Below are 17,694 nucleotides of genomic sequence, written 5' to 3' on the forward strand. Positions count from 1 at the left end.
AGTTGTTGGTTGTTTGGTTGGTTGTTAATTTGGTGACTACTAACCACCAACTTTCAACCACCAACTGAATTAAACGTCTGGGAATAAAATTTGTCTAACCTTTTCTACATCGGATGCAGCAACTGTAACGATCGCTCGTTTATATTGCGGTTTGTATCCAATAAATTTGCCAACACGCCGCTTTTTGCGCGGTGGGTTGAGGGTATTTACTTTTTCGACCTTGACATCAAATAGATTTTCAATGGCGGCTCTTATTTCTGGCTTAGTTGCTTTTGGAGTCACTTCAAAAGTGTATTTGTTTTGCTCCATTAATATAGTCGCCTTTTCAGTCACTATTGGGCGACGCACTAAGTCGGCTAAGTAGCGGGGGTCAAAGTTAGTCACTGTAGACCTCCTGAATTTTTTCAAGTGCTGATGCAGTTACGATTATTTTCTCTGCGTGGAGCAAATCGTAAACATTTAGCTGATCTGCGCTTAGTAGCTTCAAATTCTCGATGTTACGAGCTGACAAATAAATATTGTCTGGACACTCTGCGAGAATTAACAATGTTTTCTTATCTAGTGCAGCGCCCCAACGAGCGATCGCGCTCACCAAATCTTTTGTTTTGGGACGTGATAGCTGTTCGCTAAATTCTTCTACCACAATCAAATCGTCTACGCGATCGGCAAATGCTGTCCGCAGTGCTAGACGACGCTCTTTGCGGTTCATCTTTAGGTTATAGTCTCTTGGCTTTGGTCCAAAGATGACACCACCACCACGCCACAGTGGTGAACGAATAGAACCAGCACGAGCACGACCAGTACCTTTCTGACGCCAAGGTTTACGACCACCACCTCTAACTTCGGAGCGGGTTTTTGTACTAGCGGTTCCTTGGCGAGCATTGGTCATTTGTCGTACCAAAGCGCGGTGCACAATATGAGCCGCTGTTTCTTTTTTGGCTACTTTCAAGTCGAGCGTTTTTTCTCCGACTTGCTCTCCTTGCCAATTTTTAACTATACACTCAACCATTTTTGTTTGTTGTTACTAGTAGGTTGTTGGTAGGCACTTATTAACTACTTACCAACTTTCTTTGCAGGCAGAATACTCAAGAGCGCTCCAGCTTTACCAGGAACAGCTCCTTTGATCAGCAATAAATTACGTTCTGGATCCACTCGCACTATGGTCAATTTGCGAATTGTGATACGTTTACCACCCAAGCGTCCTGCCATCCGCTTTCCGGGATAGACACGACCGGGAGTTGTACCCGCACCGATAGAACCAGGCGCTCTGTGGTTTTTGGAACCATGTGACATAGGTCCGCGACCAAAGTTATTGCGTTTCTGGTTACCTGCAAAGCCGCGACCGATACTTGTACCAACTACGTCTACAATTTGACCGGCTGAAAAAATATCAGCTTTTATTTGCTGACCTAAAGAGTAATCACTCTCATTCTCTATGTGATACTCCTTCAGATGACGCACTGTTGGGGCAGAGGATTTTGCAAGATGACCCAACAATGGTTTGTTCAGAGCCTTTGGCTTCACTTCGCCATAGCCTACTTGAATGGCGGAGTAACCGTCGGTCTGTTTTGTTTTAACTTGTGTAATGGTGCATGGTCCCGCTTGAACAACGGTCACAGGAATAGCTACTCCCGCTTCGTCGAATATTTGGGTCATGCCCAGTTTGGTGCCGAGAATACCTACAGACACAGTTACTGGCTCTCCTTGTTTAGCTTTTGTTGCGGATGCTTATTTTTGGGAATAACAGGTATGAAGTCTATACTGCTTAGGTTTAGCAGATGAAACTTCCGCGCTGTCTGCACCCATTTCTACTTTGTTGGTAGTTTCTACCAACACTTTAATCAGAAAAGCTAAAGTAGCCTTCCTAACTTCCGGATTTTTTTTGCAAGGTTTTGTAGCTTTGCGCTTTGTGCAGCATTGCTGTCATCCAAGCAATTGCTCTGGCACTTTTAGTTGTAGTAGGACTTAAACGAACTGCTATCCGCTTAGTATCCATTAACTGAGACTTACGTCCCGCTGAAAACGAACATGACTGCTCAGATTCTACTATACTAACTCTACCGTGAAAGTACACACCACTGAATAGGATACTCCACTCAGTGGGAGTTCCCTTGTTTGATTTACTCCGCCTTCTTTTAGAACAAGTCCGAACCTAGTTCATAAAAGGTTTTACAGAGCAGTTGGAGGTTTAGGTGTTTTCCCTAACTCCTGTAACCCTTTAAGGATTACCCTTATAGCCACCCCGCTTTTCAAGGTGGGCTCTTCACTTTAGCATTGGTCTTTCAACCAAAGACTTCTAAGTTAATGACTACTTCAATGTGTTTTTAGTTTACCAGCCTTTTAAGATCATTCTGTGCCAGTTTACCCTAATTTGGAATTTATTAACCAACTTGTCAAGGTAAAACCAGCATAAAAATGCAAGATGGCATTCTAATTCTAATCTTTAGTCACAATCTAATAGTTTAGCCCATCTATTTATATTTGTCTAGAATTTTTTTAAAATTGGGCATGGGGCATGGGGCATTGGGCATGGGGCATGGGGCATTGGGCATGGGGCATTGGGTAAGAACTTTATCTCTATAATTCTATTTTCCCGTTTCTATACCCCGTACCCCAAATATCTAAATTTACTTTATTTTGTAGTCCGGGCATCCTGCCCGCTTCAGTAATAAAGTAGGGAGCTTTCCGAGTCCCACTACCGTCTTTTTGCAAAATTGGGATGCTCCTGTGCCCGATGCCCCATGCCCGATGCCCCATGCCCCATAATATAGAAGTGGGATAACACAATAATCAATCTATGGCACTGATTACCACTGGCAACGGTTTAATCCGCGATTTGGAAAAATTTGGCGCGCTTGGTGTTTACGTACCTCTAGAAGGAGGTTTTGAAGGTCGGTACAGAAGGCGACTACGTGCAGCAGGCTATGTGACTCTTCACATTAGTGCTAGGGGTCTGGGCGACGTAGCAGCCTATCTCACTGGAGTTCATGGAGTTAGACCTCCTCATCTGGGTAAAAAAAGTACTGGTAGTGGTGCAGCAGTCGGCTACAGATACTATGTACCACCAATAGTTACTTACCAACTAGAACAGCTCCCACCAAAGTCAAAAGGCTTGGTGTTGTGGATTATTGAAGGATATATCCTTTCAGATCAAGAGCTTGAGTTTTTGGCTAATTTGCCTAAACTTGAGCCACGAGTGAAAGTTGTCATTGAAAAAGGTGGCGATCGCGCCTTCCGGTGGACACCTTTAGAAAAAACTCTGCTAGCCAGCTAGTAACAAGAGGAGAGTAGGTGACTCATTTACTCTCCTCTACTAATTGATCTAACTCTTTGAGCATTTCTACAGTACTAATCCGAAAACCACAGGATGCAAACAATCGCCTTGCTGGTTGATTAACAGCCGCCGTGTCTAAGCGAATTTGCTCAATACCTATCTGACGAAAGTGTTCAACAGCCTGCATGATCATATCGCGCGCAATTCCTTTACGGCGATATTCTGGCTCAACCCAAAGATCGTGAATGAATGCAAATTCTTCTAGAATGTAAATTGGTGTTTCACTTTCAACTGTTGCTATCAAAAATCCTACAAGTTGATCCTCATCTTCAGCTACGAAAAATACGCCGCGTTCATCAGTAATTAGTTGCTTCAAAAATCTCTCATAACGCTTTTCGGGATCAAGAATAAAGTTAAACTTGGCAGAATCCCAAGATTCGTATAATATACAAATTTTTGTAACCATTGGTAGGAGTGCGGGTATGTCTGTAGGTACAGCAGAGCGGATAGACATAGCATCGAAAAATGCTCTAATTTAGTTGTACAAAGCCACAGAGCTATCTTACCGTGAAATTAAATCCGCTAACACACCGTTATCTTATGAATTCAATTATTTGAGACGATCTCATTAAAAAGCCCAATTCAGAAATGAGCTTAATTCTTCAAGTAGAGGAGGGCGATAATCGAAAATGCATATACTGCAATTACTAAGCAAGAATTTTATCAGTCCCTAGTCTTAGACCTGCTGGGGGCTTTTTTTTTGCTAAAAGGATTGAGGAGGAGCCCAAAGCTAAGATCTCGCTAGTTCTGGACTCATCACCCCAATACCCGATTCTGGCTTCTGAATTCTAATACCTTCTTTAATTCTTACTTCTGGTTAATTCGTAATTAGTACTGTTGGTAGATTAGATGTCAATCTTGTGAATGTTAATGTGTATTTGTTACTAAAAAACGTTTATCAAATAAAGAAGAACAATGAATATTCTTGCTTGGATTGTGTTAGGTCTAATTGCTGGTGCTATTGCCAAAGCTATCTACCCCGGTCATCAAGGTGGTGGCATTTTGGGAACAATTATCCTAGGAGTCATTGGTGCATTTGTTGGTGGTAGTCTAGGCGTATTCTTTAATACGGGACGCTTCGCTCTGGCAGCTTCAACTCTCAGCATTCCTGGTATTCTAGTAGCAATTCTTGGTGCAATAGTTGCTATTTTCATCTGGAACCTGTTGACTCGTAGCAGTACCGTGTAATTAATCCAATCGTACTCACTTTATACTAAAACACAGGGAATTCATCACAATATATATTCTCCCTGGACTTAAATAAAACACTAGCGCCGACTGTATAGGTTGGCGCTATTATTTTTATTGCTTTCTTGTGGTTAGGATTTTTGAGGCAGTTTGCGGTCTAGTACCGCAAGGCGGAATTCGCTCATTCAAAATTCGAAATTCTGTTAGGAATACGGCGTAGGCTTTTCAGAGATTTTGAATGGTATGCTTATTTACGCCGCGCTGTACTAGGTTTTCTGGGCGTGCAAAGTTGCTGTCCTCCCCGAATATTGGCGTTGTGTTAGGACAAAATCTGTAATGCACCGAAGCATTGGGGTTGAGCCTTACTCTTGGAGCTAAGACACCCGAAATTTTTTCACCAAATCAGATCGAATGACCAAAGCACTACGCCAGCAGTTGTGGTTAAATTTCAGAGAAAATACCTCAACTTGAAAAAGAGGGAGACAAAGGCACGCAAAAATCGTCATACTTAGAGGAGGGAGAGCAGTTAAAACCACTCCCTGCCATTCAAAACCCAAAGTTGATAAACCAACAATGAGACGTAAATATAGTGATAGATCCACAAATACTTCTAGACCATCTTCTAAATCGTCTGCTTTTCAAGGCTCTATATTTAATTTAACGACTATAGCAGTTTTGGCAGGGGTACTGGTTTTAGGAATAGGTATTGGTATTGCTTTTAGCTCTACAGCTACATTTACCCCTGCTAATGTGGCTTCTCGCGAGTATATTGATACGAAAGCCCCAAACCCTGAACTTTGCGTCCAGTACGGAGCTAGCGCTGTGGTGATGGACGCTAGACTATTCGTAACTTTCAACCCGTTCAACGTGTACGTTGCTCAGCCTAACATGCGCCCTGGATGTGTTTTACGTCAGAATAACTGGGCAATTTTAGAGCAACGAAAGCTTGTAACAAACGAACAAGAAAGAGAATGTAAGAATCGCTTAAACACCTTCGGCTACACGGGTGATTTGAATGGCGATAAACCTGATATTAGATGTATTTACCAAAACGAAGCTGCTCAAAACTTCTTTACCAGTCAGCCAGGAGCAGTTGCACCCCCGCAGGAGACGCAGAGATTTTAGGAAGAGTGAGTAGGGAGTAGGGAGCAGGGGAGCAGGGGAGCAGGGGAAGCAGGGGAGCAGAGGAGCGAATAATACTCAGTCCTCACTGCCCAATGCCCAATGCGCAATGCCCCATGCCCAATGCCCCATGCCCCATGCCCCATCCCCATTTACCGTATAGATTTTGGGATAGGTTGACCAAAGTTAATTACGTTGGGATTGAAAGAATTTGATGGAGAGTTGGAGATAGTTGGAACTGGAAACTCTGGTGTAGACGTAGTATTTACATTGCCAAGATTTGTTGGTTGAGTTGGGAAATTAGCTGGGGGAAGGACGGGGTTATTGGGTAATTGAGCAGAGTTTCTAGGAGACAGGGGTGGTACGCTCACAGTCGGCATTTGCTGGACATTGGAGTAACTTGGGGGCAAATTGGTGATTGGCGGGGGTACATTGAAGCTCGCTGATTGTTGAGCATTATAACTATCCTTACTTAAGGATTGGTCAGTTGGGGGCTGGGGAGGGTTATAGCTACCTGTCCTAGAAGGTTGGTTATTTGGGGGTTGGGGAGGATTATAGCTACCTGTCGTAGAAGATTGATTATTTGGTAGTTGTGTCGCACTAGTTGTTGGCAATAAATAGTTGGCTTTAGACGGATATTTTGTTGATGGTAAAGGCGTACGGTAACTGGTACGAAAAGGACGTAACACCCAATGAGTAGGATTGTTTAAGGAAATAGGTTGCAGTTTTACCTGCTTTGGATCTACAAAAGTTCCTGGTGCAACATCCATAACAATCCGAGTTACACCGGTTTTTAATTGTGAAACGCGAATACTTTGAATTGTTCCGGAATAATTTTGTCTAGTGGGTACAGAACCTAACTTAGTAGCTGGTAAATCCACAACAATACGAGACGGTTGAGGAAGGTAGAAGTAGTGAGGTTTTGAGGCTGCTGAGAGAGTCATTTCTAGTTGCGACGCTTTTGGAACAAAGCGCCAATCCTCAAGTCTTGCTGTTGGTTTAGTCTCAGTGCTGACTGTTTCGACTTTTTGTGTCGCTGGTAAGCGGGTTAAATTCTTTTTTGGTTGCGCTGGTTTTTCAGCATTGCAGACTGTTCCGAGAGTCAGTGCTAGGCTTAAACCCAAGAAGATTATGGAAAATACCTCCTTGTTAAGGGATGAAAATTGTCTATTTAATCGGTTGTTCATGTTCCTCTTGTCTAACTTTTAGCTGTTAGTAATTAGCTGTGTTTCAATGGTTATTAAATTGGTCAGTACTTAGTTGTGTTTTAGAACTCAATCAAAAAATTGTTATCTCTGTTACCATCTCTAAAATTAGAGAGCTAGATGTATCATAGTTTACTAATAGCCTGAGATCAAGTATGAGTGTCAACTTATCTTGGTTATTAGGGAAATATCCGTGTACTTAATCATGAAATTTGCTTGTTAGACTACAGCAGTTCCTGTCGATATTTGTGTAATATTTTTAACACTTAGATCTGCAAGTAAAAACCCGGATTGAGGTTTGTCAATGTAAATGTTAATTGTTATTACAATAAATCAACCGTCTCACAGCTTTATGTATCTCTTCAAGAAACTGAAAATCAGAGAATTAATTTTGCTACATGCTGGCCAAATATTTATGTTTGAATAAAAATAAGAATAAATACGAAGTACTATTAGCGGGTTTGATAATGTTGATACTATCCTCATTCAACGCTGGGAACAAATATAACTCTTGGAGAGACTAATTGAGTAGTCCTAGGGCAGAATGAAGAATAAAAAAAAGCTTACTTAATTAAACACTTTGTTTGTCTATCAAGAGTTACTTATCTTCACCAATGAAGTTAATTGTGCCTACCTACTTAACTGATATTTTACTCAAGTTTAAATTTTATCTTGATTTACCTGCCTACCGTAGTCATACAACAAGGCACAAGTAGAACGAAGTTCTATACTCCAAGCTCTTTACTGATTTTTAATGGTAGCTTTTTTTGCTCGCCTGTTTTACTAGTTTGCTGATTATCAATGTTTCTGCAAAAAATTCTCTATTGGTGCTTAGATTCAGGTTCCTTATGAAACGCCTAAATTCTTCAGAACAAACCAAGCAAGTCCCAGATTTAAAGAAGGGAGTGATAGATGTCGCTCCCACAGACTCAAACAATAACGTTGCCAAACCTCGCCCAAGTAGTAGACCTCTGCTATTAAAATTGGGATTGGGAGTTGTGTTAGGTGCAGGAGCGATCGCAACTGGAATATACGGATACCAGTATAATAACCAGCACCCCGGAAGGTATCAGAAAACCGATAACGCCTACGTTAGCGCAGATATTCAACCGCTATCTTCCAGCATAGGGGGAAGAGTGACCAATATTGCTGTTAGTGAAAACCAAGTGGTTTCTCCTTCAGATGTATTGGTTACCCTTGATCCGCGTGATTACCTCATATCTTTAACGCAAGCAAAAGCATCTTTAGAATTAGCTAAACTCCAAGCTGCATTAGCCCAGAAAAATCTCGATAATTTAGTACTTAATGCTCCTGAACCAGAGCCAATACCAGCTAAGAATAGCCAAGCAAAACAGGCTGCTCAAAAACGCAGGATGATACAAGCTAAAAATATTAGCCAGCAAAGGGAGATTAATCAGCAAAAGTACAAGGCAGCACTAGCTGCGATCGCGCAAAAGCAAGCGGATGTAAAAAAAGCCGAACTCCAGTTATCTTATACAAACATCAGCACCCTAGTTGCAGGAAAAGTTAGTAATAAAAATGTCCAATTAGGGCAAATGATACAGCCAGGACAAACCCTAATGACGATAGTGCAACCGGATCCCTGGATTGTGGCAAACTTTCGAGAAAATCAGTTAGAAAAAATACAGCCTGGTCAAAACGTAGATATTAAAATTAATGCTTTTCCTAGTCGGCATTTTAAAGGTAAAGTAGACAGTGTGTCACCACTTTCTGTTGGCAATCAACCCACAGGTAATACCAGTGATAAACAACGAATTCCAGTCAAAATCTTATTTGATAAACAGAGTATTCAAGGTTATGAGTCTCGAATTATTCCAGGGATGTCAGCCGTTACGGTTGTGGATACGAAGTGATCACGTTAGTGTCGTTTGCTTGTGAATTCTCAGCAGTATTATCGCCTTCGCTAGGAATAGAAGACCATTTGTCTAACAAATCCTTAATAACAGCAGTTACAGGTACAGCAATCAGCAATCCCAATACTCCTCCAAGATAAGTTCCTACTAGTAAGGAAATAACTACCCATATTGGTCGAATTCCTGTAAAACTCCCTAAAAGTCGAGGTGCGATCGCTTGATCGATTAACTGGTCAATGACAACAGCAGCAACTAGCACTTTTGTTGCTAGCCAAAAGTCGTGTGAAGCTATTATTAAAATGATAATCGCAAGACTAATAACATCACCAAAGGGAATTAAGCTCATAATTCCAATTCCCAAACCAAAAAGTAATCCGAATGGAACTTTGAAAACTAGAAACATTAATGTCTGTGAAAATCCCATTAATAAAGCTAATGCTACCTGACCAATTAAATAATTTTGAAAATTTTGCTGAAGAGACTGTTGTATTTGCTGACTAAAACTCCAAGGTAATCTCTTAAACAAACCTTGCCAAACCCTCCCACCATCTAATAAAAGATAAAAAGTCAAAACTAATGTAATTAATGCCTCAGAAATACTATCTATAGTTTCTAACAATAAACTAAACAGTGTATCTGCTAAATGCTCAAACTCGTTAGGTAAGCGGTTTGTTATTTGAGCCATCAACTGATTTAAATTAACTTTTAATCCATGATTCGCAGTCCAATTATTGAGTAGGAATAGTTTTTGTTCACTGGAATCAATCCATTCAGGAAGTAGTTTACCCATCTCATGAAACTGCTGCAACACAACAGGTACGACGGTAATACCCAAACCTATAAGAATCACTAAACTTAATACAAAGACTAATCCTACAGCATAGTTTTGTTTAACCCCACGTTGCTCTAAAAGAGAAACAGGGTAATTCAAAATAAAAGCCAACAGAGTTGCTAAGATAAAAATAGTTACTAATGGTTGAAAGTAGTGAAAAATATGAAACACTAGCCAACCATTGAGAAAAACTAAAGGAAATAGCAGTGTTAGAATTAACCATTGAAGCAGTTTATTCAGAGAAAAGGTCATTTTTGGGGGATAGGGCATAGGGCATGGGGCAATGGGCAACAAAGAAGCTACTACGGCTCATTGGAAAGAAAGTTTGCTTCTAAATATAGATATATAATAAAAACCTCTCCCTAGGCACTAAATTTCTTATTTTTTATTGACCATGCCCCATGCCCCATGCCCCATGCCCCATGCCCTATGCCCCATGCCCTATCCCCATATCATTCCTGATAAAACGAATTAAATTCTTCTTCGTTGATTCTTCCAGCTTGATACAAAGTTTCTATAATTTCCGAAAGCTTTAAGACTGCGTGAGCTTGATATCCATTTTCGCGTAATCTATCTTGTACACCTTGACCATGATCAATTAATACCACAATATCATCAACATTTAATCCAGCTGATTTCAATTTTTCTGCTCCTTCCATTGCGCTTTTACCACTGATGAGAATATCATCAACTACCACAACCTTCTCTCCAGGATTAAATTCACCTTCAATTAGTCTCCGAGTACCATGTGCTTTCACTTCTTTCCGAGGAAAAATCATTGGGCAATGAAGACGTAATGATAAACCAGTGGCAGTAGGCAGAGAACCGTAAGGAATACCTGCTAACCTATCAAAGGTAAGAGTTTGTAAAATTTCCTCATATGCGCTGAGAACTTGATTAAAAAGTTGGGGATTGGAAATGATTTTGCGTAAGTCAATGTAATAAGGGAATGTAGCTCCTGATGCTTGGACAAATTTGCCAAACATAATGCAGCCAATATCGTACAGTTGTAAAATCAATTCTTGGTGAGGGTGTTGATTTAAAAAACAAACATCAGGTAACCACACAGAACAGCTAGAAGCATCACGGATAATTTCATTTCTGACTTGATTAACTTGCTCTTGTAAAGACTGGACTTGCTTTGATAAATCTGAGTGCCCTAAAATGTCTTGAGGAACAGGAATGAGTAACCCATCGCCGCTTGCAGTTAAACCAGACGTTAATATTTTGGGAAGAATGTTTTTCTCTCCCCAGATGCTACGAGCCATAATGATTCGCTCAGGAACAATTGTGCGGATTCGCGCTAAGATATCAGGTTTCGTAGTTCCTACTTCTAAACATAATTGTTCTGGTGTTCCCCAATTTTTGGATTCCTTTGCTACTTGTAAATAAAGAGGTAACTCTGTTGGATTTGTAGGATATTCCTGGAAAGTGGCAGCCGCAGGATTAGAAGTACAGCATAAAACAAACACTGCCTTCTCTGGATACAATAAAAACGGTGCTACATTGTCTTGTCCTGCATAAGGAGTGACAGTAATTGCATCTACACCCCATTGTGAAAAGACGGTACGGGCAAACATTGTGCCCGTATTCAAGTCGTTGTGTTTGGTATCTAGAATGACTGGAATATCTGCAGGTATAGTTGCTAGGATTTTGTGTAGCAGTTCTAAGCCCGGAACACCTAAAGCTTCGTAAAACCCAAGTGTAGGTTTATAAGCACAAACTTTATTAGATGTTTCAGAAATTATAAATTGCAACCAATCTAATAAAGATGACATTATATCAGAAGATGCGTAGTAAGTGGGCATCATCTCTAAATTGGGATCTAATCCTACAAATAGCAGACTTTGATTCTTCGCGATCGCGCCGCTCAATTTCTCAAAAAAGTTCATAGTTAGTTTTAAAAAAACAATAAACAGATGCGTGCTAAATAGTAAGTAGAGTGCTTTTAATTAATTTTGTTAATACACTCTATAAATTTTTCTGAAATTAGTACTTCACCGCAAAGTATAACCTATGGCGGTGTTTTAACGTTGTTTATTTATTTGTCTGAGCTAATAGAGCTAAGGAAAAGTAAAAACTCAGTACCGCTTTTGTCTTGGTTAGCTTATCCTCTTGTACTTAGGTAACCACGCTTATCGCATAGTGCGATCGTATAGGAGAAGGAAATGGAAAGAAATCTTATGTTGTAAGAGCCTTGCTTATCCTATAGGATAGCTCGATTCTCATACTTGTACTAACAGGATCGTTCGATAGCAAGAAACTGTAATAATGAGCAAGAATCTGTAATTACCGCAACAAATTAGTAGCAAGTATAGGGATAATTGACGGTGTAGTGATTTCACGCAATTAATAGCCTCTTCTTTGCTATATAACTCATTGCTTATTAAGATTAGAATTAGGAGAGGTTGAAATAGCTTTGTTTCAAAGGTAAGCAAAAATAGAGGGTTTTAAGTAAAAATCTCAAAAATCTATTCAATATTATTTTTCTGACATGGGATAATAAGGTTCACCACAGTAACGGGAATACTAAATCGAAATATGACTATGAGCAATACAGCAGATGCAAGTATCTTTTCATGCTTCAGAATTTTTGCCCGGGTACCAAATATTTGAGCAAATATACTCAGGTACCAAAACCGTAGTGTGTCGAGGGATTAAAGAGCAAGACCAAAAACCCGTTACTATTAAACTCATGCGGAATGAATACCCAACCTTCAGTGAGATCACAGAATTCCGCAATCAATACACCATTACCAAAAACTTAGACATTCCTGGCATTATAAAACCTTATAGCTTAGAAAAATATCGCAACGGTTACGCGCTAGTTATGGAAGATTTTAGCGGTGTTACTCTCTCTGATTATATGAACTTTGGTGGCAAACACGAAACCATAAGAGAGTTAACGATTCCTGAATTTCTTCAAATTGCCATTCAACTTAGTACGATTATATCTGACTTGCATCGCAACCGTGTGATTCACAAAGATATAAAACCAGCTAATATTCTCATAGATCCCATCACCTTTGAGGTGAAACTGATCGACTTTAGTATAGCCTCTCTCCTACCAAGAGAAGTCCAATTTCTTACTAGTCCCAGTATTTTAGAAGGTACTTTAGCATACATTTCACCTGAACAAACAGGAAGAATGAATCGAGGGATTGATTACCGCAGCGATTTTTATTCTCTCGGTGTCACCTTTTTTGAACTCCTCACCAACCAATTGCCTTTTGCCACAACTGATTTGATGGAGTTGGTTTACAGTCACCTTGCCAAACAACCACCAACTGCCAGTTACATTAATCCTAACATTCCCTCCATAATCTCGGATATCACTAGCAAGCTAATGGCAAAAAACGCTGAAGACCGATATCAAAGTGCTTTGGGGTTAAAATTTGACTTGGAGTTGTGTAAACAGCAGTGGGAACAGGCAGGAAAAATTACACCCTTTGAGTTAGGAAAACAAGATATTCCAGATCGTTTTCTCATTCCAGAAAAACTTTATGGTCGCAAACATGAAGTTGAAACCCTACTTGCTGCTTTTGAGCGAGTAACTCAAGGAACAACTGAAATGATTCTAGTTGTCGGTGCATCTGGTATTGGTAAAACTGCAGTAGTTAACGAAGTTCACAAACCTATAGCACGACAGCGTAGTTACTTCATTAAAGGAAAATTTGACCAGTTAGGGCGTGACATTCCTTTATCAGGATTTGTACAAGCTTTCGAGGACTTAATTGGACAACTACTAAGTGAAACTGATGCCCAAATTGAATACTGGAAAGGTAAAATTTTGTCGGCATTAGGTACACAAGGTCAAGTCATTATTGATTTGATCCCTAGGCTTGAACTGATTATAGGCAAGCAACCCCCATCTGAAGATCTGTCTGGTAATGCTGCCCAGAATCGCTTCAATTTATTGTTTCAAAGATTTATTCAGGTTTTTGCGACTAAAGATTGTCCTCTAGTTATTTTTCTAGATGATTTACAATGGGCAGATGCAGCGTCTCTTAAATTCATGCAACTGTTGATGAGTGAAAGCCATGCACTTCGCTCAAATGGCTTACTCTCAAAAGAGACTAACGGACAAGGTGAAGATAAGCGAGGCTTTTTACTAATTGGTGCTTATCGTGATAATGAAGTTTCAGAATCACATCCACTTCATTTGACACTAAACGAAATAAGAAAAATAGTAACAGTCAACACTATTCTCATAGAAGCTCTGAATAAAGATGATTTAAATTTGCTAATCGCTGATACGCTTCGTTGTCCAGAATCTGTTGCACTTTCCTTTACAAAATTAATTTATGCAAAAACTAAAGGTAATCCATTTTTTATTCATCAATTTCTCAAGTATTTAAACAATCAAGAAGTTATTAAATTTAACTTTGATTTATGTTACTGGGAGTGTAATATCTCCAAGCTGCAGATATCTTCTTTAACAGATGATGTCGTCAAACTTATGGCAATTCAAATAGAAAAATTGCCAATATATACTCAAGAAATACTTAAAATTTGTGCTTGCCTTGGAAATGAATTTGACTTGAAAAGTCTTGCTGTAGTCTGCCAAAAATCGGAAGTAGATACAGCTGCAGACTTATGGCCAGCTTTAGCTGAAGGGCTTATTTTACCGGAAGCTGAGGTTTTCAAACTATTTCAAGATAGTAATGAATTGTGGTTAACTGTTGACGGTCAATCATCAATAACCACCAGTTTAGAATCACCACAATATAAATTCGTCCATGACCGAGTACAGCAAGCTGCTTATTCTCTAATTCCTGAATCTCAGAAACAAACAATCCACTTAAAAATTGGGCAGCGGCTTTTACTCAGTGCGCCAATTGAAGAACAAGAAGAAAATATTTTTGAAATTGTCAATCAGTTGAATATAGCTGAGCAATTAATTACCAATCAAACTGAGCGCAATGAATTGGTAAGAATGAATTTGATTGCTGGGTGTAAAGCTAAGGTATCAACTGCTTACGCTGCTGCGGTTAAGTATTTAACTACTGGTATTAAATTGCTAGCAAGTGATAGTTGGGAGACAAATTATGACCAGACTCTAACTTTGTATGAAACAACAGCAGAAGTCACGTATTTAGCTGGTGATTTTGAGCAGATAGAGCAATTTGTGAAGGTAATGTTAGTAAAAGCAAAAACACCACTAGATCAAGTCAAAGCTTATGAAGTAAAAATTCAAGCATATGGGGCGCAGAACAAAGCACTCGAAGCAGTCAATACTGCGTTATCATTTTTGAAGTCTCTGGACGTTGAGTTTCCAACGAATCCTAATCAGTTGGATGTTCATCGGGAAATGGAAATAACTGCTTCAAATTTGGCTAATACACAGATTAAGGACTTAATTAATCTGCCAAAAATGACGGAAGCCCAACCTTTAGCAGTTATGGGTATCTTATCCAGTACAATTGTTTTTGCTTATCAAGCGGTTCCAGAGCTTTTTTCACTAATTGTCCTTAAACAGATTAACTTATCAATCAAACATGGTAATGCACCGTTGTCTGCTTTTGCATATGTTGCCTATGGATTAATACTCTGCGGAATGGTAGGAGATATTGAGTCTGGCTATCAATTTGGCAAAGTGGCTGAAAGTCTATTATCCAAATATCAGACTAAAGACGTCACTGCAAAAGTTCTTGAGACATTTAATCAATTCATCAGACCTTGGAAGGAACATATTAAGGAAACATTAAGACCTCTCTTAGAAGTTTACTCTATTGGACTGGAGACAGGGGATTTAGAATTTGCTGGTTATGCCCTTTATTGTTACTCTCTCCATACATACTTTATCGGTCAGGAACTGAAAGAACTTGAATTGGAAATGAGATCACGTAGCAGTGTTCTCCAAACAATCAAGCAGGAAAGGATGTTTTATTGGAATGAGATATATCGGCAAACTGCCTTAAATTTATTGGGAGGTGTTGATGATCCATATTGTTTAATTGGTGAAGCCTACAATGAATATGAAATGGTACCGCTTCATCTTGAAAGCAAAGATGCAATCGCACTTTTTTACTTATATCTGTGTAAAATGCAGCTATGTTATACTTTTTCTAATCACCCTCAAGCGCTTGAAAATGCTGTAATGGTAGAGAAGTATTTTCACGGTGGAATAGGAGGTGCTGTTATTCCTCAATTCCATTTCTATGATTCATTAATACGGCTAGCATTGTATCCTAATGTTGAAGAATTTGAACAAAAACAAATCTTAAAAAAGATATCCGTTAATCAGGAAAAAATGCATCAATGGGCGCATCATGCTCCCATGAATTATTTCCATAAGTTTTATTTAGTTGAAGCTGAGCAAAATCGGATTCTTGGCAATAATATTGAAGCTATGGAATTGTATGATCGTGCCATTGCAGGAGCAAAAGAACACGACTACATTCCTGATGAAGCTCTTGGTAACGAACTTGCGGCAAAGTTTTACCTAGAATGGGGTAAACAGAAAATTGCTCAAACTTATCTAACTGATGCTTACTATGGCTATCTTCGATGGGGAGCATTAGCTAAAGTGAATGACTTGATAAAAGGGTATTCTCAATTACTTTCCCATGTTTTTCAGCAAGAAAAAATTAGCCCTCATTCTGGTCAAAAAGGGACTTATTCCAATAATATATCTCCTAAAGATCGAGAAAGTTTAACTGGCTCTAGCATCAACATTTCAGACATTCTGGATTTGGCATCTGTCGTTAAAGCTTCTCAAGCACTGTCTGGGCAAATCGAACTTGAACTCCTGCTTTCTACTTTAATGGAAGTTGTGATGGAAAATGCTGGAGCTTCTAAGTGTGCATTGATTTTAAACGATAATGATAACTCTAAATTAACTGTTAAAGCAATAAGTTCAAGTTCAAATATTGGAACGATCACCACAGAATTACCATCAATAGCCCTAGAATTAAACAGCGATATCCCTGTCGCTTTAATAAACTATGTCAAACGCACTCAGGATATCTTGGTTGTTGATAATACAGCTGCTATTGACCCTAAAATTGCTGCTCTCTATAACCTAGCTCAGGGAACTAAGAGTATTTTGTGTATTCCAATTCTGAAACAAAGCAAATTGATTGGTATTCTTTACCTAGAAAATAATTTAACTACAGCAGCATTTACACGCGATCGCGTAGAAGTCCTAAAATTGATTACGACTCAAGCAGCAATTTGCTTAGAGAATGCCATACTCTACTACAATTTGGAAGAGAAAGTCAAACAGAGAACACAGGAACTGAACGAAAAAAGCCAAAGTTTAGAACAAGCTCTACAGAACTTGCAAAGCACCCAAGCTCAGTTAATTCAAAGTGAAAAAATGTCAAGCTTAGGGCAGATGGTAGCAGGAATTGCCCATGAGATCAATAACCCTCTCAATTTTATTGAAGGTAATATTACTCATGCGAGTCAGTATATTCAAGATTTACTCGATTTGATAGCTGTTTATCAACAGGAATGCCCAAATCTCTCCCCTTCGATTCAAAGAAAAATTATTGAAATTGACATGGACTTCGTGCAGGAAGACTTACCAAAACTTCTACATTCAATGCATATGGGAAGCTCACGGATCCGAAATATTGTTCTAGGTTTACGCAACTTCTCTCGTTTAGATGAAGCTGAGATGAAACCTGTAGATATTCATGAAGGAATCGACAACACCTTAATGATTTTGCAGCACCGACTTCAGGGAAATAGTAATCATGTTGAGATTAAAGTTATTAAGCAATATGGAAACCTTCCCCAAGTAAATTGTTACCCTTCCCAGCTTAATCAGGTGTTTATGAATGTTCTGAGTAATGCGATCGATGCAGTTGAAGAGATGGAGAAAAACAATCACTCACTAGATTACAATCCGGAAATTTCGATTCGTACAGAAGTAGTAGACTCCAATACTGTAACCATTAAGATTGGTGATAATGGTCCTGGTATAAGTAGCCAAATACAAGAAAAAATCTTTGACCCATTTTTTACTACTAAACCTGTAGGGAGTGGTACTGGGTTGGGGTTGTCGGTTAGCTATCAGATCATTGTGGAGAAACATAAGGGTAGGTTCATTTGTAGTTCAGTACTAGGACAAGGGGCTGAATTTATCATAGAGATACCAATGTGACCAATGCTTACTTGCCCAGTCTGGTC

General features: G+C 39.3%; 12 protein-coding genes. 5 read left to right on the forward strand and 7 right to left on the reverse strand.

Features of this window, described 5'->3' with window-relative positions:
* Positions 1 to 69: 69 nt before the first annotated feature.
* Genes G4P69_RS18065 through rplC form a run of 3 tightly spaced genes read right to left on the reverse strand, consistent with a single transcriptional unit; the run spans position 70 to position 1,689 of the window.
* Positions 70 to 384, reverse strand: a complete 315-nt coding sequence (locus tag G4P69_RS18065) for a 50S ribosomal protein L23 (protein ID WP_208350773.1) — start codon at positions 382 to 384, stop codon at positions 70 to 72.
* Positions 377 to 1,009: a 50S ribosomal protein L4 gene (gene rplD / locus G4P69_RS18070; protein ID WP_208350775.1), complete on the reverse strand. Its 633-nt coding sequence runs from the start codon at positions 1,007 to 1,009 to the stop codon at positions 377 to 379. The genes G4P69_RS18065 and rplD overlap by 8 nt, the downstream gene beginning before the upstream one ends.
* 44 nt (positions 1,010 to 1,053) lie before the next feature.
* Entirely contained in the window at positions 1,054 to 1,689 is a 636-nt protein-coding gene (rplC, locus tag G4P69_RS18075; protein WP_208350777.1) for a 50S ribosomal protein L3, read from the reverse strand.
* Between the two features lie 1,108 nt (positions 1,690 to 2,797).
* On the opposite strand from rplC, the gene ndhN reads away from it, so the two are divergent.
* On the forward strand, positions 2,798 to 3,274 hold the full coding sequence (gene ndhN / locus G4P69_RS18080) for an NAD(P)H-quinone oxidoreductase subunit N (RefSeq protein ID WP_208350779.1): 477 nt from the start codon (positions 2,798 to 2,800) through the stop codon (positions 3,272 to 3,274).
* Between the two features lie 22 nt (positions 3,275 to 3,296).
* On the opposite strand, the gene G4P69_RS18085 is transcribed toward ndhN, so the two are convergent.
* Complete coding sequence (locus tag G4P69_RS18085) at positions 3,297 to 3,788, reverse strand: GNAT family N-acetyltransferase (RefSeq protein ID WP_208350781.1); 492 nt, start codon at positions 3,786 to 3,788, stop codon at positions 3,297 to 3,299.
* Positions 3,789 to 4,249: 461 nt separating this feature from the next.
* Here G4P69_RS18085 and G4P69_RS18090 point away from each other — a divergent pair, with 461 nt between their 5' ends.
* A complete protein-coding gene (locus G4P69_RS18090) occupies positions 4,250 to 4,522 on the forward strand; it encodes a GlsB/YeaQ/YmgE family stress response membrane protein (protein ID WP_208350783.1) in 273 nt (90 codons plus the stop codon).
* A gap of 573 nt (positions 4,523 to 5,095) precedes the next feature.
* The gene (locus G4P69_RS18095) at positions 5,096 to 5,647 is read left to right on the forward strand and encodes a DUF3172 domain-containing protein (protein ID WP_208350784.1); all 552 of its coding nucleotides are present in this window, start codon (positions 5,096 to 5,098) and stop codon (positions 5,645 to 5,647) included.
* 149 nt (positions 5,648 to 5,796) lie between these two features.
* Here G4P69_RS18095 and G4P69_RS18100 read toward each other — a convergent pair whose 3' ends face one another.
* Positions 5,797 to 6,831 (reverse strand): AMIN domain-containing protein, encoded by a 1,035-nt coding sequence (locus G4P69_RS18100; RefSeq protein WP_208350786.1) that lies wholly within the window; start codon positions 6,829 to 6,831, stop codon positions 5,797 to 5,799.
* A gap of 866 nt (positions 6,832 to 7,697) precedes the next feature.
* Between G4P69_RS18100 and G4P69_RS18105 the strand changes: the two genes are divergently transcribed.
* Positions 7,698 to 8,723: an HlyD family secretion protein gene (locus G4P69_RS18105; RefSeq protein ID WP_208345173.1), complete on the forward strand. Its 1,026-nt coding sequence runs from the start codon at positions 7,698 to 7,700 to the stop codon at positions 8,721 to 8,723.
* Here G4P69_RS18105 and G4P69_RS18110 read toward each other — a convergent pair.
* Positions 8,701 to 9,807 (reverse strand): AI-2E family transporter, encoded by a 1,107-nt coding sequence (locus G4P69_RS18110; protein ID WP_208345172.1) that lies wholly within the window; start codon positions 9,805 to 9,807, stop codon positions 8,701 to 8,703. The genes G4P69_RS18105 and G4P69_RS18110 overlap by 23 nt on opposite strands.
* A 200-nt stretch (positions 9,808 to 10,007) precedes the next feature.
* Complete coding sequence (locus tag G4P69_RS18115) at positions 10,008 to 11,447, reverse strand: bifunctional orotidine-5'-phosphate decarboxylase/orotate phosphoribosyltransferase (protein ID WP_208345171.1); 1,440 nt, start codon at positions 11,445 to 11,447, stop codon at positions 10,008 to 10,010.
* 671 nt (positions 11,448 to 12,118) lie between these two features.
* Here G4P69_RS18115 and G4P69_RS18120 point away from each other — a divergent pair.
* Positions 12,119 to 17,668 carry an ATP-binding sensor histidine kinase gene (locus tag G4P69_RS18120; RefSeq protein WP_208350788.1) on the forward strand — a complete coding sequence of 1,850 codons (5,550 nt, stop codon included), beginning with the start codon at positions 12,119 to 12,121 and terminating at the stop codon, positions 17,666 to 17,668.
* Positions 17,669 to 17,694 lie beyond the last annotated feature (26 nt).

The organism is Aetokthonos hydrillicola CCALA 1050, assembly GCF_017591665.1.
GTDB lineage: Bacteria > Cyanobacteriota > Cyanobacteriia > Cyanobacteriales > Nostocaceae > Aetokthonos > Aetokthonos hydrillicola.